The sequence below is a fragment of the Lacinutrix himadriensis genome, assembly GCF_001418105.1.
GTDB lineage: Bacteria > Bacteroidota > Bacteroidia > Flavobacteriales > Flavobacteriaceae > Oceanihabitans > Oceanihabitans himadriense.
The window spans coordinates 120747-146830 of record NZ_LIQI01000024.1 but is presented as its reverse complement, the minus strand read 5'-3'; the positions used below and the strand labels follow the sequence as shown (position 1 = coordinate 146830).

Below are 26084 nucleotides of genomic sequence, written 5' to 3'. Positions count from 1 at the left end.
ATTCGTATTGTATATTATAATCTATATCTTAAACCAACTTTCCAGGTAGGAGTTCTTTGGTAATAAGAGGTTAAGTTTTGCGTATCGTCTCCAATATATCTACGTGTATCTTCACCGGTAAGGTTACTTACTCCAGCACTTGCCTGTAAACTTTTTGTTACCTTGTATTTTAAATTGATACCAAGCAAAGTAGTTCCTTCGGTATAATGCGCTTCGTCTGCACGTGTAGATCCAACACCTCCTAAATTACTAAGGTAATTACTTCTGTAGGCAGCTGTGAATCTAAAAGAGAAACCGTATTTCTCATAGTACATCACCGAATTAAAGTTGTGTTTAGATGTCCCAGGAAAACCATTCGTTGCATCACCAACAGCACCATCAAAATTACTTTCAACAAAAGAATAATTTGCACGTAAACCAAATCCGCTTGCAAAACCTGGTAAGAATGTAAAGTGTTGGTTGAAACCTATTTCAAATCCGTAAAGTTGTGCGTTGGTTATATTAATAGGTGTAGAAATATCAAACAATAAATCTTCTTGTCCTGCTGGTATGGCAATACCTAACGCTTCTACACCAGGATAAGCTTGATCATTTAATGTTTGTCTTCCTATGTAGTTTCTAATGTCCTTATAAAAAACACTACCAATAATAGCTCCACCATTTCTACTGTAAAATTCTAGGGTAGTATCATACATCCATGCTGAATACGGCTTTAACTTTGGATTTCCAGAAGTGATTGTTCCTCTATATAAACTAGTTCCTAAATTTGGTTCATAATCTGGTGAACTCGGATTGAATATTTCAGAAGTAGGATCTAAATATTCCACCTCATTGCTTGGCATCATATCTCTATACTTTGGTCTTGATGTTCCTTTAGCAGCACTAAATCTCCAGTTGAAATTTCTTCTTAATTTAAAATTAGCATTAAAACTAGGTAATATATCCCATCTAGAATTTTCTACTTCATGATATATAGCCTCACTTACAACAGTACTAGTTTCTGCAATAGGATCAAATTGTTCTACTCCTGTAAATCCTCTAGACTCATTAACTGTATTAATAGCTCTAACTCCAAAATTTAAAACCAATGGTATATCAAACACTTTTGTTTTAACATCTGCTTGTGCATAAGAAGAAAAACTTCGTTCTAATGCGCCATAAGATTTTGCTGGATTAAATTGTAGATTATCATCTAAAGAGATCAATTGATCTATAGGTGTATTAAAATTAAAAACACCACCACCATCTAAATCATTAAATCCTGGTGTTAAATCTAACACGGCATTTCCAGGTATATTAATCCATTGATCTAAACCTGTTTCACCGTACAGAAACTCCCCTGGAGTATAATAATTGTTATAAGAAATAAGATCTGTAAATTCCTGTAATTGCACGTCCGTATAATCGCCATATATATCGTCTGCATTTGCCTGAGCTTCTCTTGCTTCAAAATCTGTTACTGCTGATCTTGCTCCAACAGTAAACATGATGTCTTTATTTAATTCATACTCTAAATCTAATCTAGAAGCATAATTATATCCCTTCGTTCTAATATGTCTTTTTGATGAAGAAACTAATCCAAATGCAGTTGGATCCAATATTTCATCTGGTAATCCATATTGAGGAAGATCTCCTCTCAAATCCAAACTAAAAACACTATTATCATAATCTTGTCCTTTTAATCTAGAGTTAATTTGTGTTAAGTTTTGGAAAAAATCTAAATTAGAATAGGACAAATCAATACTAATATTAAACTTATCGGATTGCGTAAATTTTGTATTTAAACCAATAATATTATTAGTGGTATTATTATTATAAAATTGATTTTTATTTTGAATATTCACTCTGGATTGATTAGCTCCAGCTGCGTTAATGTAAGCTAAATTATTTCCATTAAAGACAAGACTTCCTGGTGTAAAAAAGTTATTAGCACCTAACAATCCATTATTGTCTCCACCAGAAGCCATTGACATTTGTAACTGTTGTCTGTCTGAAGCAGCTCGTAACCTAGTTAACGTATAATCTAATACAAACTCTAACTTCTCCACTGGTTTATATTGAATTGCCGCAGATACCGCTAGTTGTTCTCTATCATCTTTTCTTATTACGTTATTTATAGTTGCTGGCACTAAAATGTTTTCATACGCATTTTCTCCAGCTTCATAAGAGCCATTGCTATTGGTATCTTCATAAAAATTTACATTTCTATACCCACGCATTCCCACTTCCTCACGTCGACTATAATCATCTGCATAAACTATAGAAACAGCAGCACCTAGTTTTTCATGTATTTTACCGCCAAAAACTCCTGAAAATCTTGGGTTGAAATCTATATCTTCAAAATAAGAATCACTATCTCCTCTTAGATTAACACTAGCAAAATAATTTTTCTTCTTTTTGTACTTTTTATCTAATGGTCTTAAGGTTTGAAAATCTACAGTTCCACCAATAGCTGTTGACACCTCCTTGGCTTGTGTTGTTTTATGGATTCTTGCACCATTAATAATTTCGGTAGGAATCACATTTAAGTTAAATTTTCGGTAATCTGATTTCCCTTCATTTCCTGCAGAAATTGGAGAACGACCATTCATAGTTACTTGAACAAACTGTGGCCCAATCCCTCTAATAGAAACTCTATCTCCAGAAACACCATCATCATTTCGTTCTATTTGTACACCTGCAACTCTTTGTAAAGCATCGGTAACATTACTATCCGAAAAACTTCCAATATCTTCTGGTGTTATAGACTCTATAACCGTAGTAGCTTCTCGCTTTTCTTTAACAGATCGCAATTGCGAACTTCTAATTCCTGTTGTTACAACTACTTCATCTAAAGATTCTGGATCCACGTCCATGCTAACATTAACAAGACTCTTTCCTGCAACAATTTTCTCTACGGTCTTAAAACCTACATAAGAAAACACCAATACAGCATCTGCACTCTTTAACTTTAAAGTATAATCTCCGTCCATATTAGACATTGTACCATTACTAGTTCCTTTTTCTATAATACTAGCTCCTGGCAAAGGCGCCTTATCTATATCAATAATTTTACCGGTAACAACTTGTTCCTGAGCAAAACCAATAAAGCATTGTAGCAATGCCAAAAACAGTAAACTTTTAGAAATATTTTTTTTCATGACTTGATGAGTTGGTTCGTTTGAATACAAATATGTGACAAATAAGAGAATTGAACTTGCTCTTATCGTTTTAAAGTTTTCTCATTTCAACCAAAACCGCCAAGGAATAAGCAGTCTCGATACTTTTGAATTTTTACAGCAAGAAAATGACGGAATAGAGAATCGTTTCTTAATAAGTAAATGGTTAATTTGTATATCCCATAATATAAAAGAATATGACCCTTAAGAAACGTGCCGCTATCTTTTTCTTGCTATTCAGCACTTGTTTTGTTTTTAGTCAAACAAAGCAGTCTGAAAAAACAATAGCACCTAACTGGGAATCCATGGCGGAAAACTATCAGGTTCCAGAATGGTTTCAAGATGGTAAAATTGGGGTTTGGATGCATTGGGGTATCCCTTCTTCTATAGATGAAAATAGAGCAGACGATGGTTCGCATTACGGAAGAAGAATGTATGGTGATAAAGATTATGATGCACGAACCGAACCAGACAGAATGCGAACGGTACGTTTAACGAAATGGCATACGGAGAGATATGGAGATCCTTCTGAATTTGGTTATGAAAAATTCATACCTGACTTTAAAGCAGAAAATTTTGATGCCGATGCTATTGTAAAATTTGTAAAAGAGTCTGGTGCACGTTTTATCATGCCAGTAGCAACACATCATGATAATTTTGACATGTATGATTCTTTCTTTCCTTGGAATGCCGTAAAAATGGGCCCAAAGAAAGATATCCTTAGAGAATGGAAAGACGCTGCAAACAAACACGATTTAAAATTTGGAGTATCTACGCACTTATATTGGTCTCCTCGCTTTTTTAGAACGGCTAGAAAATTTCAAAAAGAAGGTACTCCAGAATGGGAATTCTTCAACATGGATTATGATACCAAAGAATTTGCTAGTCAAGATCGTTGGAATGAACACTGGTACAAACGCTCTTGGGATTTAATAGAAAAATACGATCCAGACATGTTTAATAACGACTCGCCTTATCCGTCAATAAAAACAGGAAAAGGATTGGGTGTGAAACTATTCTCCGAATATTTAAATAGAGATTTAAAAGAGAATAACGGAAAACAAACTACTGTTTTATCCTTTAAAAACGCAAAAGAGAATAAAGCTGCTTTCACCTACAATTTAGAAAGAGGGATGTTTGGCGAACAGCAAGCGCATCCATGGATTTGGGCTACCGATTTATCTGGAAGTTGGTTTTACAGAAAAGATTCTTTTACCAAAATGTCTTTAGATGTTTTAATTGGTAATGCTATTGATGCCATCAGTAAAAACGGTATTGTAATGATTAACATTGCTTTAAAAGGAGATGGTACCATTCCTGAAAATCAAATAAAAATGCTTAGCGACTTTGGTGATTTTGTAAAAACCAATCAAGACGGTATTTATAATACCAGACCTTGGAAAACCTTTGGGGAAGGACCTCTAGAAATCGTTACCAAAAGAGCTGGAGAAAACTTAAAAGAATTCTCTGAAAAAGACATTCGTTTTACCACAAAAAATGGAAACATTTACGCTTTTCTTTTAGCACCACCTAAAGAAGATATTTTGATTAAAACACTTAAAAAAGAAGGCCTTTTACAAAAGACCATTAAAGAAATACAGTTATTAGGTAGTGATGAAAAAATCAAATGGAGTCAAAGTAAAGACGGGTTGGCTATTGAACATGATTTTAAAGACATCCCAAACCCATCGGCTATTTGTTTTAAAATAATTACAGAATAGTTAAAGTCACAAAAGAGTCTAACAATTAACTTAACAAAAGGTAACAATGCATTTTAAGTCTTCCATATTATTGGTTTTATTAGTAGCTTCTTTAAGTGCATGTGTCACGCAAAAGGTAGAGACTTCTGCAGTAAAACATAAATTACCTGAATTTTCTTGGGATAAAATGCCATTGTATATGCATTTACGCAAATCTACTGCGTTTACAAATAAAGAGGTTAAATACATTGCAAAACATCCTTTAATAACCTTCGAAAAAACAACAGGAAGCAAAACGTACGGTTCTACAGAAAAAGGAACTATAAAAGCTGCCGAAGCTGTAAAGAAAATTAACCCGAATGCCACCATCTTATATTATAAAAATGTGGTTATCAATTGGGGTGGTTATAAAGAGGATGAAGATTTCTTGTACCAGTATCCTGAAGCTTTATTGGTTAACAATAAAGGACAAAAGGCTGTAATGCCAAATGGCAAAACGGGATTCTTTGATATCTCACAAGATTACGTTCGTGACTATTGGTTAAAACATGTAGAAAAAGTTAGTGACAATCCGTTTATTGATGGTGTGTTTTTAGATGCAAACATTAAAGTTTTAGTCCCTGTTTTTTTTAACAGCCGTGTTGGAGAAGTAAAACAAAAAGCTATTAAATCAGGCTACTTGTCCATGATGGCAGATTTAGAATCACAAATAGGAGAAGACAACTTGCTCCTTGCAAATATCCTTCGTGTGCGTCCAGAATTTGAAGATTCCGGCAGAGAATATTTAAAATTCTTTGATGGTTCTTACCTAGAAGGTTTTGAACGCGGACATACTAGCACGACCTATGAAGATTATCTTGCTAAAGGTATTGAAACTGTCCAAAAATCAGCAAGAGAAGGAAATGTTATCGCCATGTCTCTTGGCATAGGTAAAGGATTAAAAAATGCAGAAGAAGGTATTGATGATGCTAGAAAAAAAGTAAACATAGATGAAGATTTCGCAAAACGACTAGATTATCTATTAGCCATTTTTTTAGTTTGTGCTGAAAAATACAGCTACGTATATCCCCATGACGGTTATGCTGTTGGAAGTTCTGCCGTTTGGCTTAAAACGTTTCCTCAGTATGAGAAAAAATTAGGAGCTCCAAAAGGTTATGCAAAACGTGAAGGATATATTTACACCAGATCTTTTGAACATCTAGATGTTTGGTTAGATATAAAAAACAAAACAGCCCAATTAGATTGGAAATAAATTTTAAAGTTTAATACGCTACTAGATTATTAGCTACAAAATTAAAAACATGAAATCAACATATTCGCATTTATCCTTTTTTATACTGCTGTTATTTATGGTATCGTGTAATGAAGAAGCTGTAGAAGAAAATGCTACTACTACTACTACTACTACTACTACTACTCCAATAGAGAATGAACCTCCTGTAATAATCAATCCGAACTATCCTGAATTTTCATGGGACAAAATGCCACTGTATATGCATGTTCGTAAAAGTGCTGCTTTTACAGCAGATGAAATTCAATTCCTAGCAGATTTCCCTTTAATTACTATCGAAAAAAGCACGGGTTACCAAACCTATGGTTCTAATGAAAATGGGACTATTGAAGCTGCTACAGCTATTAAGAACTTAAATCCAGAGGCTAAGATATTGTATTACAAAAATGCAGTAATCAATTGGGGGAATTATGAAGAAGATGAAGCTTTTCTATCAGCCAATCCAGAAGCCTTATTGACTAATGATGAAGGAGAATTGGCTGTAATGCCTAATGGAGTTACTGGTTTTTTTGATATTTCTCAGGAATATGTACGCGACTATTGGTTAAACCATGTCAATGAAATCACTAATAACGCTTCTATTGATGGTTTGTTTGTAGATGCTAATATAAAAGTACTAGTTCCTAGTTTTTTTAGCGGAAGAGTTGGTGAAGAAAAACAACAGCAAATAGAATACGGCTATTTTTCTATGATGGAAGATTTAAATACGCAAATGCGAGATGACAATCTATTCCTTGCAAACATTGTTCGTGTTCGTCCTGATTTTATAGATTCTGGAAGAGAATTTTTAAACTATTTTGATGGATCTTATCTCGAGGCCTTCGATAATGAAAATTTTGGCATGACTTATGCAAATTACCTTGCGACAGGTATAGAAGCTTTTCAGAATTCAGCAAGAGAAGGTAAAGTAATGGCTATGTCTATTAATTTTGGTGAAGATATAAACGGAACAGCAATTGGATCTGGTGACGGTATAGAGACTATAGAATTAAATGAAGAACTTAGCGCACGTCTAGATTATTTATTAGCCATATTTCTAGTTTGTGCAGAACAATACAGTTACATATATCCGCATGATGGCTTCAATAGTTTAACTTCTGCTACTTGGTTAAAAACATTTTCTCAATATAAAAAAAACTTAGGAGCACCAACAGGAAATGCCATAAGAGACGGATACATTTACACAAGGTCTTTTGAACATCTAGATGTTTGGCTAGATATAGAAAACCAAACCGCCCAATTAGATTGGAAATAAACAAACCCGTAATTATTTATACATCAAAAAAAAATGAAATCACTTTTAACAACGCTGACCATTTTATTGTTCTTTGCTAATGATGCTATTAGCCAAGAAAAGAAAGATTTAGTAAAACCAAATATTGTTGTCTTTTATGTAGATGATTTAGGCTGGCAAGACACAGAACTTAATGATTTAGATGAGCCCACACCTTGGGAGACTCCAAATATAGTGGCACTTGCTAAAGAAGGTATCAATTTCACCAATGGTTATTCTCCAGCTCCAACTTGCGCGCCTTCTAGAGCTGCACTGCTTTCTGGTTTACATCCTACAAAAACAGGTGTAACACATGTAAGCGGAGGAACTTTACCTAAAACCTCTAAAAAATCTAATTATGTAACTCCATTTTATCCTGTAGGATTAATGCCTGAAAACTTTACAATAGCAGAAGCATTAAAAATGAATGGTTACAGAACAGGACATGTTGGAAAATGGCACGTAGGAGCGCTAGATATTCAAAAATCAACGAACCAAGGTTTCGATTTTGCTTACGAATCTAGAGGTGCACACCAAGGTCCAAAAAGAGAAAAAACACGTGTGAATAATTTTGCAACCCATGATAAAGGCGATGCGTACCGTTTAAGCGATGAAAAATATCCTCCTTTTACAAAGGCATCTCCTAACGGAATTTCATATCCAACGGATGCGGTTACGGAAAAAGCATTAGAGTTTATTACGACTAGTAAAGAAGAACCTTTCTTTTTATACTTAGCACATTGGTTGGTACACGCACCAATTCACACTAAAAACAAAGAATTATTACAATATTACAGTGATAAGTTAGGTATAGATATGCCTACTAAGAATATTCCTATTGCTACAGGAGGACAAACCAATCCTTTTTACGGTTCTATGGTGACTACTTTAGATTGGAGTTTAGGACGCGTTGTAGATTTGTTAAAGAAAACAGACGACCCTAGAAATCCTGGTAAAAAGCTAATTGAAACTACCTATATTATATTTTCTTCCGATAATGGTGGTGCAGAAAAAGCAAACGGAGAAATAGTTACAGATAATTTTCCTTTAGACGAAGGTAAAAAACATGCACAAGAAGGTGGTATTAGAGTTCCTATGGTTGTTTCTGGTCCAAATATTCCTAAAGGAAAAACGTATGATGGTTTAGTAAATCAGTTAGATTTTTACCCAACCATTTTAAGTCTTACTAATAGTGAAATTCCAGAAAAATATGCTTCCGAATTAGATGGTCTAGATATTTCAGGTGTATTATTAAACAACGAAAATGTTATTCATAATACAGACGGAAGTCCTAGAGAAGACTTATGGTGGCACTTTCCACATAATCAAGACGAATCTATGCAGTCTGCACTAAGACATGGAGATTACAAATTATACAAAAACTTGATTCCTGGTACTTATGAATTATACCGTTTGTATAAAGATGGAAAAAGAGAAGATATTGAAGAAAAGTTTGATATCGCTAAACAAAATCCGGAAGTAGTTAAAGATTTATCTGCAATATTAGAAAAATATTTAGAAGAATATAATGCGCAAATGCCTTATAAAGATCCTTCAAAATTCAAAAAAGATGGAACTAATAAAAATGTAGCTTCTATTCCTGTTGTTGCTAGTGATTCTTTTGATGAAAAATCTCGCAAAGTCACTATCACATTAGAAAAAGGAAAAAACAATGTTATAGAAGCGTATGCACTAGTAAGAATTGCAAATAAGGCTAAAGCAAAAAAGAAAGGTAAATACGGAAAACATGATACCACCTTTATAAAAGTACCATTAGAGTCTAGTAAAAACAATTTAGAATACACGTTTACTATTCCTAAAGGAATTATAGAATACGGTGTTATTTTAATCGATGAAAATCGATTTATGGTACAAAGTGAATTTCATAAAATCAACTAAAAAATCGCCCTTTACATACATATAATGAAAACTAACAAAACATTCTTAGTCCTAGTATTACTAGCGTTTTTTTCTTCGAACTATATAAACAGTCAGGAAAAAAGTAACTTAATAAAACCTAATGTTATCATTTTCTATGCCGATGATTTGGGTTGGCAAGACGTACAGTTAAATGATTTAGACGAACCTTGTGCTTGGGATACACCAAACATTGCTAAATTAGCGGAAGATGCTATCAATTTTACCAATGCATATTCTCCAGCACCTACTTGTGCCCCTTCTCGATCTGCGCTTTTAAGCGGATTGCATCCTGCTAAAACAGGAATAACGAATGTAAGCGGAGGAAAAATCCCTAAGGCTCAGAGATCTGAAAAATATATGAGTCCGTATTTTCCAGAAGGATTAATGCCTGAAAACTTCACGATTGCAGAAGCTTTAAAAATGAATGGCTACAGAACTGGACATGTTGGAAAATGGCATGCAGGAGCACTTCAGATTCAAAAATCAACCAATCAAGGTTTTGATTTTGCACATGAATCTAGAGGAGCACATCAAGGACCGAAAGGAGTTAAAAATCGCTTAAATGCTTTTGCTACGCATGATAAAAATGATGCGTATCGTTTAAGTGAAGAAAAATACTTTCCTTTCACAAAGGAATCGCCTGAAGGAATCTCTTATCCAACAGATGCAGTTACTGAAAACGCACTAGAATTCATAGAAAACAACAAAGAAGAACCTTTCTTTTTATATTTAGCACACTGGATGGTGCACTACCCTATTCACACAAAAAACCGTGCATTATTAGATTATTATTGTGATAAATTAGGCGTAGAACTTCCAGAAGTAGATACAGAATGGACTAAAGAAGGTCAGAATAATCCTTATTTTGGTGCTATGGTAACTACCTTAGATTGGAGTTTAGGTCGTGTTATAGATTTACTAAAGAAAACAGATGATCCTAGAAATCCTGGTAAAAAATTATACGAAACTACATACATCATCTTTTCATCTGATAATGGTGGAGCGGAAACTCGTAGAGCAGAAGTAATGTCTGATAATGCTCCTTTAGATAAGGGTAAAAAATATTCGGAAGAAGGCGGTATTAGAGTACCAATGCTTATTTCGGGACCAAACATACCTAAAGAAAAAACAAAAGATGTTTTAATCAATCAGTTAGATTATTTTCCAACAATCTTGAACCTTACCAATAGTAAAATACCGGAAAAGTATAGTGCAAACCTAGACGGATTAGATATTTCCAATGTCTTATTAAAGAATGAAAAGGAAGTCTTAAATAAAGACGGAAAACCTAGAGAAGATTTATGGTGGCATTATCCGTATGGCGACGAGACTAAAAACCAATCTGCTATACGATCTGGAGATTATAAATTATATAAAAACTTTATCACAGGTAATTATGTATTGCACCGTTTGTATAAGGATGGAAAACGCTATGATTTAGAAGAACAAAATGATATTGCCAATGAAGCGCCAGAAATCACTCAAGCCTTAGCTTCCAAATTGGAAAAATATCTAAAAGATTACGATGCTAAATTGCCTTATAAAGATCCTTCAAAATTTAAAAGTGATAAAGAGGCAACTGCTATCCCTGTAATTGTAACTGATGTTTTAGATGCTACATCTCGTAAAGTTGCTATTCAATTAGAAAAAGGAAAATCTAATGTAGTTGAAAGTTATGCGCTTGTAAAAATATCTGACAAGGCGAAGGCTAAGAAAAAAGGTAAGAAAAGCAAAGTGAAATCCACGTATATCAGAATACCTGTAGACGCTGGGAAAAACAATTTAGAATACTCGTTTACGGTTCCTAAAGAAGCCATAGAATACGGTATCATTTTAATTGATGAAAACCGATTTATGGTAAAAGGTGCATTTCATAAAATCAAGTAATTAAACGTTGAATATAAAATAGGAATCATGAAAAATACAGTTGTCACCTATTTCTTGTGCTTCCTATTTATTATTCCAATGAGTTATGCCCAAGAAAACGTTGAAGCGTTAAAAAATAGTCGTCCCAACATCATCTTTGTAATGACAGATGATCAAGGTATGGGAGATTTTTCTTGTATGGGAAACGAGGTTGTAAAAACCCCAAACATGGATGCGTTTTATAAAAAATCAACTCGTTTTACAGAATACCATGTAAGTCCTACTTGTGCTCCAACAAGAGCTGCTATCATGAGTGGTCAACATGAATTTAGAGTTGGCGTTACTCATACCATTTTAGAACGCGAACGCATGGCTTTAGATGTGTACACACTTCCGCAAGCCTTACAATCTGCAGGATATCAAACCGGATTATTTGGCAAATGGCATTTGGGAGATGCGGATGAATACCTACCACAAAATAGAGGTTTTGATGAAGTGCTAATGCATGGTGGCGGTGGAATTGGTCAAGTGAGTTTAGGAGATTTTCCACCAAATAAAGAAAACGTCTATTTCGATAACATTTTACTACATAACGAAACCATTGTAAAAACCGAAGGCTTTTGTACCGATGTGTTTTTCGATGCAGCACTAGCCTGGACCAAAGAAAAAATAGACACGAAGCAACCTTATTTTACATTCCTTTCACTGAATGCTCCTCATGCTCCTTTAATTGCTCCTGAAGCTTATAAAAAACGTTTTTTAGATTTGGGCTATGATGAAGGAACTGCAGGTAGATACGGCATGATTGAGAACATTGACGATAATTTTGGCGTGTTGATGAACAAGCTTGAGGAATGGGATGCCTTAGAAAACACCCTAGTTATTTTTACTACAGATAATGGTGCAACACACCTAAGAGGTTCTTTAAATGGAGAAAAAATAAAACATTTTAATGCGAATCTAAAAGGTGGAAAAAACTCACCAAATGAAGGTGGAAATCACGTACCGCTTTTCTTGTATTGGAAAGGTGTTTTAACGGAAGGAAAAGACATTAATCAACTTACTGCACACCTCGATTTATATCCAACTTTTGCCGAATTAACAGGTGCTAAACTTCCTGAAACCATGCAACCATTAGAAGGTTTATCCTTACTACCTCTTTTAGAAAACACAGCGACAAATTGGGAAGATCGTTTGCTATTTGTGCATTGCGGACGATGGAAATCTGGAATGGTAGAGGAGGCCAAATACACTAAAATGGCTATAAGAAGTCAGCAATGGCGTTTTGTAAATAATAAGGAATTGTATGATGTTATGAACGATCCTGGCGAGCGTGAAAATGTAGCTGCAGAAAACACAGAAGTGATTGCAAATTTTCAACAACCCTATAACGATTGGTGGTCTGCTTCTATTCCACTGATGGTAAACGAAAACAGAAAGCGAATAAAAGAACAACCACTTCATGTTAAATATCATAAGCAATTAGAAGAAAAAGGCATTGAACTTTGGAGTCCAAAATTATAAAATGAATTAAAGTGAAATTAAATCCTTTTAGAAATATCGTTAGAGATAGTGTCTATGTATTGTGCTTTCTTGCACTAACATTCACCTCTATTTCATGCGCGCAGTCTTCGAAAAAACCCAATATCATTGTCATATACACAGACGATCAAGGTTTTGGAGATGTAAGCGCGTTAAATCCTGAATCAAAATTTAAAACACCAAATTTAGATCGTTTAGAGAAAGAAGGAATTTCATTTACAAATGCACATAGTGCATCTTCGGTTTGTACACCTTCTCGATATTCTATATTAACCGGTCGTTATAGCTGGAGAACCACGCTTAAAAACGGCGTAATGCAATCGGAAGCTACCTGTTTGATAGAAGATGGAAGAGAAACATTGGCTTCCCTTTTAAAAAATCAAGGCTACCATACAGGAATGGTTGGTAAATGGCATTTGGGAATGGATTTTCCAGGAACGCCACAAAACAGAGATTGGTCACAGCCTGTAAAAGATATGCCTTTAGATAAAGGTTTCGATTATTTTTATGGTGTACCAGCTTCCTTAAATTTTGGTATTCTTGCATGGTTTGAAGGAAGATTTGCTAAAGTCCCTCCTACACTTTTTACCAATAAAAAGAAAAATGATAGGCATGTAGATTATCGAATCATGCCTCCTTATGATACAACTCCCGAGCAAACAAAAGAGAACTTAGGCCAAAACGGTTTTGAAGTTGCTCCAGATTTTGTAGACAATCAATGTTTAACGCGTTTTACAGATAAAGCTATTGATTGGATGAAGACCGTGGAAAGTGATGCTAAGAACGACAAGCCTTTTTTCTTGTATTTACCGTATACCTCTCCGCATTACCCGGTTGCTCCTTTACCAGAATTTCATGGAAAAGGAAACGCAGGTGCTTATGGTGAGTTTATGATTGAGACCGATTATCATATCGGACAAATATTAAATTACCTTAAAGAATCCGGATTAGAGGATAATACCATGGTTGTTTTTACCAGTGATAATGGTCCTGAAAAATCTTGGAGTGCACGTATTACCGATTTCAATCACGATAGTAAAGCCGGATTTAAAGAAGGAAAACGTTCGGTTTACGAAGGTGGACATCGCATACCATTTTTGGTGCGTTGGCCAAATGGCATTAAAGAACCGGGACGTTCTTGGAATCATCCTATTGGACAAGTAGATTTATTAGCAACATTCGCAGATATTTTAGGTACTACTATTTCAGAAAATGCAGGAGAAGATAGTCAGAGTTTTGCTTCCGTTTTAACAACAACGAATAGTACCTATAACCGATTACCTCTTATAAATAGAGGAGATAGAGGAAGAATTGGCAGATATGCCATTACGGAAGGAAATTGGAAATTGATTTTACCTTCTAAAGTAAAAGCGGAAGGAATAGAATTATATGATTTAGATATAGATCCTTCCGAAGAAAAAAATGTAGCGACGCTATTTCCGGAAAAGGTAAAAGATCTAAAAACTAAAATCAATACTATTATCGCTAGCGGAAGTACCATTAACGGCACTTTTCAAGGTAATGATACTGGGTATTGGGATGATTTAACTTGGATGACAAAAGAAGAATATCAAACCATTGCTACAAAAAACAAGTAAGAAACAACTATACATTTCAGGATGAAAAACCAAATAAGAATCCATAGCTTACTGCTTATTGTCTTTATCACAACATTCGCTTGTGCGCAAAAAGAAAAGACAAACGTTACTGAAAATCTGAGTTTTGACCAAACCACAAATTGGAGCCTAAGCAACAAAGCAGATGCCGTAAAAAACGGAAACACCTACACATGGAATATTACGGTAAAACATCCAATTGAATATACGGTACAAGTAGTTATGGATGCTTTACCAACTAGCGATTCCATAGTAAAAATCAAAATAGATGATCAGGAACTAGAAGGTGTATTGAAGAAGGATTACACCACTTATGATGGTAAAATAGTTTCCGAATTTAAGAAACCTATTAAAATTAAGGATACGGCAGCAAAACATGTTTTAACTATTGAAACGGAAGCAAACTTTCATCAAATAAGATTAGTACCTCATCATAAAAACCTAGTTGGTTCTGGTAAGTATCATCAAGAATGGCTAACCATGCATCAATCTAAGGAGAAACAAGAAGCGCTAAAACGTTTTAAAGAAGCCAAACTTGGTATGTTTATTCATTGGGGATTATATTCCCAAGCTGGAGGCATGTGGAAAGGAACAAAAATTAATCATTCGCCATTTCAAGGACCTAAAGTCGCAGAATGGTTAATGCATGCGTTTCAAATTCCTAGAGAAGAATATGCAGAATTGGCAAAAACCTTCAATCCAGATAAATCTTTTGCGCAAAATATAGCCAAACTTGCCAAAGATGTCGGAATGAAATATGTAGTAATCACATCAAAACACCACGATGGTTTTGCTTTGTTTAATTCGGAAAGTTCAGAATACGACATGGTTGATGCAACACCTTACAAAGCCGATGTTATCCAAGAATTATATGAGGCTTGTTTAAACGAAGGCTTAGATTTTGGTGTTTATTATTCGCATGGAAATGATTGGAATGATGGCGGTGATGGTAACTATGCAAACGTTAAAAAAGTAAATGATTCTTTAGGAATCTATACCCATGCATCCGGAAAAAATTTATGGGATCCAAGTACGAATACACATGCAGAATATTATGCTTCTAAAAGTTATCCGCAAATTAAAGAGCTGATCACTTTATTGCCAAAGTTGCGTTTAATTTGGTTTGACGGCGAAGGGTTTACTACCGAAGAACAATCGTTTACCTTTTACAAAATGGTGTACGATGCAAATCCGAATATATTAGTAAACCGAAGAGTTGGCTGGGAGTTTGGAGATTATTTAGATGCAGGAGATAATAAGATTCCTTCCGCTTCAGAAAAGTTAGAAAAGTATTGGGAAACTTGTGGTACTACTAATAATTCCTGGGGCTATAAAGTCTATGATGAAGACTGGAAAAGTCCGAAAGAACTACTATACTACTTTGTTGATATTTTATCTAAAGGCGGAAACTATCTATTGAATATTGGTCCTGACGGAAAAGGAAACGTGCCAGAAACAAGTGCTCAAAACTTGCGTGAAATGGGAAAATGGGTGCATCAAAATGCGGATGCTGTTTACGGAACAACTCGTTGGAAAACGCCAAACGAAGGACAAGAAGAAACATTATTAGATGGTACAGGCCATAGAGCTGCTAAAGGCTTCCGAAGAGAATTTACTTCTAAAGATTTTTGGTTTACTACCAAAGAAAATAAAGTGTACGCTATTTCACTTACCAATACAGACGGAGATATTCTAATAAAATCCCTAAGAAAAGGAGAAGGAGAAATTGAACAAGTAAAGTTATTAGGAAGCGATAAAATCCTGGAATGGGATCAAAATAAAAACGGATTACAAACCTCAATTGCTGGAGTGCCTAAAGATGCACTTGGTTACGTTATTGAAGTGACTTTAAAAAACAAATAAAACGATGATGAAAAATAAAACCACTCGAATTCTTTCTGTAAGCCTTCCGTTATTAGGATTACTATTTATGCTTTCTAGTTTTGTTAATACGGAAACTATAGAAAAACCAAAAAATAAAAAGCCAAACATTATTTACATTTTGGCAGATGATTTGGGAATTGGTGATTTAAGTATTTATAATGAAAACAGTAAAATCCAGACACCGCATTTAGATCAAATGGGAAAAGAAGGAATGGTGTTTACAGATGCGCATACCTCATCTGCCGTTTGTACACCAACTCGTTACGGTATCTTAACAGGAAGATACAATTGGCGTACGCCTTTAAAAGAATTTGTGACTTGGGGAAACTCACCTAGTTTAATTCAGAAAGATAGATTAACGGTTGCGCAAATGCTAAAAGATAATGGCTATACAACAGCAAGTATTGGAAAATGGCATTTAGGTTTAAACTGGTCGATGAAAAATAATAGTCCGGAGTTTGATCATTTTTCAAACAAATCCGATCGGTTGAATTTCAAGGATATCGATTATAGCCAACCTTTAAAATTCGGACCTAATGATATGGGTTTTGATTATTCCTATATGATTTCTGCATCCTTAAACATGCCACCTTTTGTATATATCGAAAATAATAAAGCAACCATGGTACCAACAGGTATTTCCGCACAAACTAAAAAACAATCCCCTTATGCAACTTGGATAAGAGGTGACATTGCTGCAGATTTTAAACACGAGGAAGTATTACCAAACGTTGTAAATAAATCGATTTCATTTATTAAAGAGAATGCCAATAAAGAGAAACCTTTTTTTATGTACATCCCCTTACCTTCTCCGCATAATCCTGTTTTACCAATTGCACCATGGAAAGGGCAAAGCGAAATTGGCAGTCCTTATGCAGATTTTGTAATCATGATTGATGATTTAATGGGAACGATTTTTGAAACATTAAAAGAACAGGGTATCGACGACAATACCATAGTCGTTTTTACAAGTGATAATGGATTCGCTACTACAAACGATTTAAAAACATTAAAAAAAGAAAAACACAGTCCAAGTTATATTTACAGCGGTTATAAAGGAAGCTATTTAGAAGGTGGTCATAGAGTACCTTTTCTTGTAAAATGGCCAGGAACAATTAAACCAAATTCCATTTCAAAAGCAACCATTTGTACAACAGATTTTATGGCAACTTGCGCAGAAATCATTAATTATGATTTTAAGGATAATGAAGCTGAAGACAGTTTTAGCATGATGCCTTTATTAACTAATGAAGGAGATTATTTAAGAGAAGTAACTATTCATCATGATAAATATGGTGTTTTTGCTATTAGAAAAGGAGATTGGAAATTAATTGTATCTCCTAATTCTGGTATTATGGCATCTGGAGCAACAAAAAAACATAAAGATGTTACTGCGGAAGAGATTTTATACAATTTAAAAAAGGACGTGAAAGAACGAAATAATGTTGCAGATCAATTCCCTGAAAAGGTTAAAGAACTAAAAGACATCTTAAGCCAACAAATAAGGGATGGTAGAAGTACACCAGGGAAAACGCAAGAAAACGATGCTATAATGGGAGAGTGGCCACAAGCAGAATTTGCATTTAAAGAATAATCTCAAAATGAAAAACAGCCTTAAACTTATTGTATTACTCTTTGCCCTAAACATGTATGGGCAAACAGAAAAGCCGAATATTCTATTTATATTTTCAGACGATCAATCTTTTGAAACTATAGGTGCAAACGGACAAACCATTGTAGAAACGCCCAATTTAGATAGGTTAACCAAAAGCGGTACCACTTTTACACATGCGTATAATCAAGGAGCTTGGGGTGGTGCAGTATGCGTAGCAAGCAGGTCTATGATAATAACAGGTACTAGCTTATGGAATGCAAAAAAAGCAGTCAAAAAAGTTAGCGAAAAAAAACAGCAAGCTTGGCCAGAAATGATGCACGATGCAGGTTACACTACGTATATGAGTGGAAAATGGCATGTGCCAACTCCTGTAATTCAAGCGTTTGACGTAACTAAAAATGTTAGAGCAGGTATGCCTAAAAGTATTCCAAAAGCTTACAATAGACCGGTGGAAGGAGAAAATTTAGAAACCGCTTGGTTACCATGGGATACAGAAAATGGTGGATTTTGGCAAGGTGGAAAACATTGGAGTGAAGTACTAGCTGATGATGGTGTAGGATTTATAGAAAATGCTGCTACAGAAGATAAACCATTTTTTATGTATTTGGCATTTAATGCGCCACATGACCCAAGACAAGCACCAAAAGAATATATGGATAAATACCCTTTAGACAACATCCAACTTCCAGAAAATTATCAGGATTTATATCCGGATATGGGTAAAAATGGCGTGCCAAAAATTAGAGACGAAAGATTGGCACCATTCCCAAGAACACCGTATGCTATAAAAGTACACCGACAAGAATATTATGCGAGTATCACGCACATGGATGCGCAGATTGGTCGTATTTTAGATGCGCTTGAAAAATCTGGAAAAGCAGATAATACTTATATTATTTTTACATCCGATCACGGTTTAGCGGTTGGACATCATGGCTTGGTAGGGAAACAAAATATGTATGAGCATTCTGTTCGTGCTCCTTTTATTATTTCGGGACCAAATATAAAAGCGGATTCTAAAATAGATACTCCAATTTATCTTCAAGATGCTATGGCTACTTCGCTGGATTTAGCAACAGCTACCAAACCAGATTATGTATCCTTTAAAAGTGTACTTCCATTATTACAAAATGAGAAGAACAACCACTATGAAAATATTTATAGTGCCTATATGGGAACCCAGCGAATGCTTATTAAAGATAATTGGAAATTAATTGTATATCCGCAAATCAAAAAGAAGAAACTTTTCAACCTTGTAGAGGATGCATTTGAAATGAAAAATTTAGCAGGCAACCTTGAGTATAATGAGAAAGTAGATGAAATGACAAAGCTATTGGAAGCGGAAATGGATAAAAACAAAGATCCAATGACCTCTTTAGAAGCTGCAGATTATACCGTTTCTAAAAAAAAGAAACATTAATAAAACAGATTATAAGCTAAAAACAAAGGAAGCAAACTTTCGTTTCAGCTATAAATAAAAAACACCAATGAACGCATTAAGATTTCTTTTCCTATTCCTTGTAATAACATCTTGTAAGTCTAATGCGACTATCCAAAAACAAGATTCTGTTATTAAAAACACAGGGCCTAATATTGTATACATCTTGGCAGATGACATGGGATACGGTGACCTTTCTTCCTTAAACTCAGCATCTGGGATTCAAACGCCATACATGGATAAAATACTAAAAGAAGGCGTTCATTTTACAGATGCACATTCCAATTCTTCCGTATGTACACCTACTAGATATGGTATCATTACAGGACGCTATGCTTGGAGAAGTCCATTAAAAAAAGGCGTGCTACATGGTTACAAACCAGCTTTAATAGAAGAAAGCAGACCAACGGTTGCTTCGTATCTTAAAAGTAATGGATATACAACAGCCTGCATAGGAAAATGGCACATTGGTTTAGGGATGCAACCAAAAGATGGAGACAAAGTTGTAAAATCAAAAGACGGTGTTAGTAATGTAGATTTTAGCAAACCAATAAAAGACCCAAGCGATTTAGGTTTTGATTATTCATACATCATGCCTGCATCTTTAGATATTCCTCCTTATGTATATATAGAAAACGGAAAAACGGTAGAACTACCAACAGAATTCACCAAAGGAAAAAACGCAGGTCGCGGTGTGATGTGGAGACCAGGAGAAAAAGCACCCAATTTTGTATTCGAACAGGTATTAGATAATTTCACGAAAAGATCGGTTTCCTTTATCCAAGATCAAAAAGAAGTAGATTCTCCTTTCTTTTTGTATTTCCCATTAACTGCTCCGCATAAACCTTGGTTACCAGTAGGTGAAGCGATAGGTAAATCTGAAGCAGGGCTTTATGGAGATTATGTAACTATGGTAGATGATGCGGTAGGTGCAGTTGTGGAAGCATTAAAAAAATCAGGGCAATTAGAAAACACGCTCATTATAGTTACTTCAGATAATGGAGCAAATTGGACAGAAAGAGATCAAGAGTTATATCCACATCGTGCCAATTACATATACAAAGGCCGAAAAGCAGATATTTATGATGGCGGTCATAGAGTACCATACATCGCACAATGGCCGGGTGTAATTCCTGCAGGACTAGAATCCAATCAATTGATGTCTACCACTGATTTGTTTGCCACTTTATCAGGAATATTAAATCAACCTAACGTAGAAGAAGGCGCTGAAGATAGTTTTAATCTTTGGCCTGCTTACACTTCTAATGTAAAAACACCAATTCGAGAAGCGGTTGTGCATCATTCACTTTACGGCATGTTTTCCATTAGAAAAGGCAAGTGGAAATTCACTCCAGAATTAGGTTCCGGTGGTTTTACAAAGCCAAAAAACAGAGAACCAAAACCTAACGAAGCTCCAGGAACTTTATATGATATGATTAATGATCCTACGGAAAAGAACAATTTGTATAACGAACATCCAGAAGTTGTTGAAGAATTAAACAACCTTTTAGAGACTTATAAAAGTCAAGGATATAGTAATAAATAATTAAAATAAAAAGGGATAACTCTTAACCGAATTATGACAGCATCAAAATTAAACACCTTATTAGTAATACTATGTATTACATTTCCTTTTTTAAATGGATTTGCACAAACCGAAGATCAATCCAACGGAGCATATCGTGACCTATACCTTCAAAAATCTTGGCAAAAATTAGATAAAAATAAAGACGGGAAATTTCTTGAAAAAGAAAATAGCAGAAGTTGGAAACATTTAAAACAACTAGATCTTAACAAAGACAATGCTGTGAGTGAAGAAGAATTCTCAGCAACTAAAATTCCTTATTTAGATCAAGGCGGAGAAAGAAAATTGAATGTATTATATAAAGAAACTAAAGAAGAAAATTTATATCTCGATATCTATTATCCGAAAAACAGAATTGCAGGAGAAAAACTACCTGTAGTTATTTACACGCATGGTGGTGGTTGGGCTGCAGGTAGCAGACATGGAGCTGCAAATGCTTCTTTTAAAACCGTACATACTACACTTTTAGAAAAAGGGTTTTGTGTGGTATCTGTTAGTTATAGACTTTGGAAAAAAGAAGGCGAAACCAGCATGAGAGATTGCGTGATAGATAGTAAAGATGCCATGCGTTATTTGTCTAAACATAACGAAACACTAGGAATAGATACCAATCGTTTTTTCTCTTTTGGAGATTCTGCTGGTGGTCAAATTTCCCAAATGTTATTATTAAGTGCTCCTGAAACTTTAAAGGGAGATCCAGATTTGGCTTCCTATAATTATAAAATGGTTGCTGGAGTATCTTGGTATGGTCCTTGCGATTTTGAAAACATAAGTCTATTTAATCATGATGACAGCCCTGTTTCTAAAGATAGATTTGGTGCAAGAATAACAAAATCAAATACCAAACCTAAAGATAAATTATTGCTGTATAAGGAAATGAGTCCTATTAATTATTTAGAAAAAAACAGTGCGCCCTTATTAATGATACAAGGTGATAAAGACACAACAATACCTGTAAAGCATGCCTATTACATGGCAGAAAAAGCAAATGCTATTGGTGCTCCAGTAACCACATTAATTGTAAAAAACGCAGGACACAATTGGCGAAAAGTAGGTGCAGCTATTAATCCAACACGAGAATCAATAATAGTAACAACAATAAATTACTTTGCTTCTCATTTAGAATAAATCGATTACTATATAAAAACAATGCAATAAAAAAAGAGTACTAACAAATTAATAAAATATAATGAAACTAAAAGTCAATACAATCCCCTTAATCCTAATCCTATTAAGCTTTTTCTCTTGGACTACTAACGCGCAAGAAAACACTAAAAAACCCAATATTGTTTTTATAGTATGTGATGATTTAGGCTACGGAGAGATTCAAAGTTTAGCACCAGAAACCAGTAAAATAAAAACACCTTTTACCGATCAATTAACCAAAGAAGGGATGGTGTTTACAGATGCGCATTCTGGATCAGCGGTTTGTACACCTACTCGTTATGGAATTATGACCGGACGTTATAGTTGGAGAACAAAACTTCAAAGTGGTGTTGTTCAAGGTTTTGCTCCTAACCTCATTAAAGAAGACCGACCAACAATTGCAAACTTCCTTAAAGATCAAGGATATCATACTGCTATTATTGGTAAGTGGCATCTTAATTTTCAGTATCTCGACCCAGATACTAAAAAACCAATCGAAAAAATTGCAAAAAAACAGTTACCTCCTGTTGGCGCTATTATTCCAGATGGACCTGTAAATCGTGGATTTGATTATTATCACGGATTTCATCATGCTCGAGATATGAAAGCAGTAATTGAAAATGATAAAGTAATTCTTTATGATGACGAAATTAACATGCTACCGCGATTGACAACTAAATCTGTAGAATACATTAATCAACAAGCAAAAAACAAAGATGGAAAACCATTTTTCTTATATGTGCCTTTAGGCTCACCACATACGCCAATACTACCTTCCAAAGAATGGCAAGGGAAAAGTGGCATGGGAGATTATGCAGATTTTGTGATGCAAACAGATGCCACTGTGGGAGCTATTACAGAAGCACTTAAAGCAAATGGATTATCTGAAAATACATTGGTGATTTTTACTAGCGACAATGGTACGTCTAAAGCAGCGGACATTGAAGGACTTGCTGAAAAAGGGCATATAGTAAGTGCAGGATATCGTGGTTCTAAATCCGATTTATGGGATGGTGGACATCGAGTACCGTTTATTGTAAAGTGGCCAAATAACGTAAAACCTAGTTCAACAAGTGATGCCTTAATTTGTTTAACAGATATTATGGCTACCTTTTCTGAGATCACAGATGTTGCCGTTCCAAGCAAAAGCGGAGAAGATAGTGTGAGTTTTTTAGCAGCATTACAAGGAGAAGAAATAAATAGCACTAGAGCTGGTGTGATACACCATTCTATTAGTGGTCATTTTGGGTACAGATTAGGAAAATGGAAATTATTATTAGCCAAAGGTTCTGGAGGATGGTCTTCCCCAAGAGAAAGAGAAGCAGCAGATACGCCTAAAGCGCAATTATACGATATAGAAAATGATCCTGCGGAAACAAATAATCTATATGAAACACGCCCAGAAATTGCTAAAAAACTTTTAAAGCAGTTGGAACCAGACATAAAAACAGGTAGAAGCACCAAAGGAGAATTTGCTAAAAATGATGTAGATAAAATCATTTTATGGAAATCGGAAAAGAAGAAAAATAAAAACAATAATAAATCTAAACATTAGTCCTTTCATGAAAAGATTGCATTTTTTAATATATACGGTTAGTTTCCTTTTAAGCACTTCTTTGTTTGCGGCTAATTTTAGTTTTAATGTAACAGACACTGTTTTAAAAACAGAAGTAAAAACCCCCTTTCAATTAGCTTCTCTCTTTACAGACCATATGGTATTGCAACGCGATAAGTCTATTCCTGTTTGGGGAAAAGCATCAGTTGGAGCAACCATTACCGTGAAATTTGCGAATTCAGAAAAAAGTATTGTTACCGATTCTAATGGCGAATGGCGTATGGATTTAAACGCTTTAAGTGCTAGTTTTGAACCCAAAACCATGATTATTTCATCTTCAGAAAATGCAGAAGAGATCACCATTTCAGATATATTAATTGGAGATGTATGGATTTGTTCTGGGCAGTCTAATATGCAAATGCAAGTAGGACGTATTCCCGAAATTAAGGCTTTAATCCCCACATCTTCTAATATTCGAAGTTTTACCGTAAAAAACACCGTAGCCTTCGAACCTCAAGATACCTGCGAAGGTACTTGGGTAAATGAACATCCAGATAGTGCTGTGGCTTTTTCATTTGCTTATTTTCTTCAGAAATCTGCCAATATTCCTATCGGAATTATATTAACTTCTTGGGGAAGCTCTTCTATAGAAGCATGGATGCCAAGAGAAATGACCAAAACAGTGCCGCATTTTAAAACGATCATGGAAGAATTTGATGCGGACTTAAAAACCAAAAATAAAATACAAACCATTTTAGATGGACCAGAACCGTGGACCAAACATGATAATGTTTTTGCGCGTAGACAATCTAATATATTGTACAATGCCATGATGCATCCGTTAATTCCTTACGCTTGTCGCGGATTAGTTTGGTACCAAGGAGAACGAAATACCCAATCTATGGAAGGTATGGTAAAGAAACCTTGGTTTTATAGAAATTCAGGGATGCTGAAATACGGAGAAACACTAAAAGAATGGATAAAAAATTATCGAAAATCTTGGAATGATGAAGCCATGCAATTTATGGTGGTTATGCTGCCTGGTTTCGGAAAAACTTTAAATTCAGGAACCGATCTTAATTCTGAAAACCCGAATTCCCATTCCTGGGCATGGATGCGTGAATCCCAATTAAAAGCATTGGAATTGCCTATACATCGGTAGTAAATACCATCGATTTAGGAGATATTAAAAACATACATCCAAAAGACAAACTACCTATTGGTAAGCGTTTAGCGTTATTAGCAATGGACGAGATTTCAAAATCAGCTACTAAATCCTGTGGTCCTGTTATAAAAGAATCTGTAATAAAAGGAAATACTGCAGTCGTGACCTTTGACTATGCTGAAAAACTAAAAACAAAAGACGGAAAAGCACCAACAGGTTTTTGGTTAGCAGATGATTCTAAAGAATGGTTTCCTGCGGAAGCGGAAATAAAAGGAAAAACCGTGGTATTACATTCGGATGCATTATCAAAACCAAAATACATTCGTTACGCTTTTACAGGAATACCAGAAGTAAATTTAGTTAATGAAATAGATTTACCTGCATTCCCATTTCGAACAGATACTTTCAAGCCTTAACACTTTATGAAGCATATTAAAATACTAATAACCGCGTTCTTAATCGCTTTTTCAATTGTAGCAAAAGGACAAGTTAATTTTGTGCCAGATTCTACTTTAACCTATAAGACCACAGAGGAAGGCAACTTAAAAATGGATATTTTTAAACCTTCCGATTATAAAACTTCCGACAAAAGACCAGTAATTATATTCTTTTTTGGAGGCGGTTGGGTTGCAGGGCATCCAAAACAATTCTATCAGCAAGCAAGATATTTTTCCGATAGGGGCTATTTAGCAATTTCAGCAGAATACCGAGTACGTGGCAGACATAAAACCACTCCTTTTGAATGTGTAACCGATGGTAAATCTGCCATACGTTGGCTAAGAGAACATGCGGATGAACTAGGAATAGATCCGAATAAAATTATAGCTTCTGGCGCATCTGCTGGCGGACACGTGGCAGCTTGTACAGGTGTTATAAAAGATTTTGAGGAAGTTGGAGAAAATCTAGATATTAGTTCGATTCCTAATGCAATGATTCTTTTTAATCCGGTAATAGATACTACAGAAAAAGGCTATGGTATGGAAAAAGTAGGCGAAAGCAGAAAAACAGAAATATCACCATGTGACCATGTAATTTCTGGCATCCCTCCTACCTTAATATTTCATGGAACTGGGGATAAAACCGTTCCTTTTGAAAATGTAGAACGGTTTACAAAACTTACGAAAGAAACAGGAAACACCTGTGAGTTAATTCCTTTTGAAGGCAAAGGCCATGGCTATTTTAATGGTTCTTTTTTTCGTAAAAAAAGGACGGATGTAATTTTTAATATTACCATGGATGCATCCTTAGCGTTTCTTAAAAAGCATCATTTTAACGCAATAGAATAGACAATGCTCATATTCAGCAATTATTTGAACGATTAGAGAAAACA

17 protein-coding genes are annotated in these 26084 nt (G+C 34.9%); 16 read left to right on the top strand and 1 reads right to left on the bottom strand.

Going from position 1 to position 26084, the window contains the following annotated elements; translation table 11 throughout:
* Positions 1-14: 14 nt before the first annotated feature.
* Positions 15-3140, bottom strand: a complete 3126-nt coding sequence (locus tag AMD28_RS12490; protein ID WP_055444479.1) for a TonB-dependent receptor — start codon at positions 3138-3140, stop codon at positions 15-17.
* 215 nt (positions 3141-3355) lie between these two features.
* On the opposite strand from AMD28_RS12490, the gene AMD28_RS12485 reads away from it, so the two are divergent.
* From AMD28_RS12485 to AMD28_RS12415, 16 genes are all read left to right on the top strand, one after another.
* Positions 3356-4879, top strand: coding sequence for an alpha-L-fucosidase (locus AMD28_RS12485; protein ID WP_055444478.1), 1524 nt, complete (start codon positions 3356-3358; stop codon positions 4877-4879).
* Between the two features lie 46 nt (positions 4880-4925).
* Positions 4926-6110 carry a putative glycoside hydrolase gene (locus AMD28_RS12480; RefSeq protein ID WP_083478308.1) on the top strand — a complete coding sequence of 395 codons (1185 nt, stop codon included), beginning with the start codon at positions 4926-4928 and terminating at the stop codon, positions 6108-6110.
* Between the two features lie 49 nt (positions 6111-6159).
* Complete coding sequence (locus tag AMD28_RS12475) at positions 6160-7404, top strand: putative glycoside hydrolase (protein WP_083478307.1); 1245 nt, start codon at positions 6160-6162, stop codon at positions 7402-7404.
* Positions 7405-7437: 33 nt separating this feature from the next.
* Entirely contained in the window at positions 7438-9321 is a 1884-nt protein-coding gene (locus AMD28_RS12470) for a sulfatase (RefSeq protein WP_055444475.1), read from the top strand.
* A 24-nt stretch (positions 9322-9345) separates the two neighbouring features.
* Positions 9346-11229 carry a sulfatase gene (locus AMD28_RS12465; protein ID WP_055444474.1) on the top strand — a complete coding sequence of 628 codons (1884 nt, stop codon included), beginning with the start codon at positions 9346-9348 and terminating at the stop codon, positions 11227-11229.
* 27 nt (positions 11230-11256) lie between these two features.
* On the top strand, positions 11257-12732 hold the full coding sequence (locus AMD28_RS12460) for an arylsulfatase (protein ID WP_055444473.1): 1476 nt from the start codon (positions 11257-11259) through the stop codon (positions 12730-12732).
* 11 nt (positions 12733-12743) lie between these two features.
* A complete protein-coding gene (locus AMD28_RS12455; protein WP_206542239.1) occupies positions 12744-14348 on the top strand; it encodes a sulfatase family protein in 1605 nt (534 codons plus the stop codon).
* Between the two features lie 21 nt (positions 14349-14369).
* The gene (locus AMD28_RS12450; protein WP_055444471.1) at positions 14370-16229 is read left to right on the top strand and encodes an alpha-L-fucosidase; all 1860 of its coding nucleotides are present in this window, start codon (positions 14370-14372) and stop codon (positions 16227-16229) included.
* A gap of 4 nt (positions 16230-16233) precedes the next feature.
* The gene (locus tag AMD28_RS12445) at positions 16234-17844 is read left to right on the top strand and encodes a sulfatase family protein (RefSeq protein WP_206542238.1); all 1611 of its coding nucleotides are present in this window, start codon (positions 16234-16236) and stop codon (positions 17842-17844) included.
* A gap of 7 nt (positions 17845-17851) precedes the next feature.
* Complete coding sequence (locus AMD28_RS12440; RefSeq protein ID WP_055444470.1) at positions 17852-19285, top strand: sulfatase family protein; 1434 nt, start codon at positions 17852-17854, stop codon at positions 19283-19285.
* Between the two features lie 67 nt (positions 19286-19352).
* On the top strand, positions 19353-20849 hold the full coding sequence (locus tag AMD28_RS12435) for a sulfatase family protein (protein ID WP_055444469.1): 1497 nt from the start codon (positions 19353-19355) through the stop codon (positions 20847-20849).
* Positions 20850-20882: 33 nt separating this feature from the next.
* Positions 20883-22016, top strand: a complete 1134-nt coding sequence (locus AMD28_RS12430) for an alpha/beta hydrolase (protein WP_055444468.1) — start codon at positions 20883-20885, stop codon at positions 22014-22016.
* Positions 22017-22077: 61 nt separating this feature from the next.
* Complete coding sequence (locus tag AMD28_RS12425) at positions 22078-23589, top strand: sulfatase family protein (protein ID WP_055444467.1); 1512 nt, start codon at positions 22078-22080, stop codon at positions 23587-23589.
* A 7-nt stretch (positions 23590-23596) separates the two neighbouring features.
* A complete protein-coding gene (locus AMD28_RS12420) occupies positions 23597-24751 on the top strand; it encodes a sialate O-acetylesterase (RefSeq protein ID WP_206542237.1) in 1155 nt (384 codons plus the stop codon).
* A gap of 83 nt (positions 24752-24834) precedes the next feature.
* Entirely contained in the window at positions 24835-25170 is a 336-nt protein-coding gene (locus AMD28_RS18785) for a hypothetical protein (protein ID WP_206542236.1), read from the top strand.
* A 6-nt stretch (positions 25171-25176) separates the two neighbouring features.
* Entirely contained in the window at positions 25177-26040 is an 864-nt protein-coding gene (locus tag AMD28_RS12415; protein ID WP_055444466.1) for an alpha/beta hydrolase, read from the top strand.
* Positions 26041-26084: the final 44 nt, after the last annotated feature.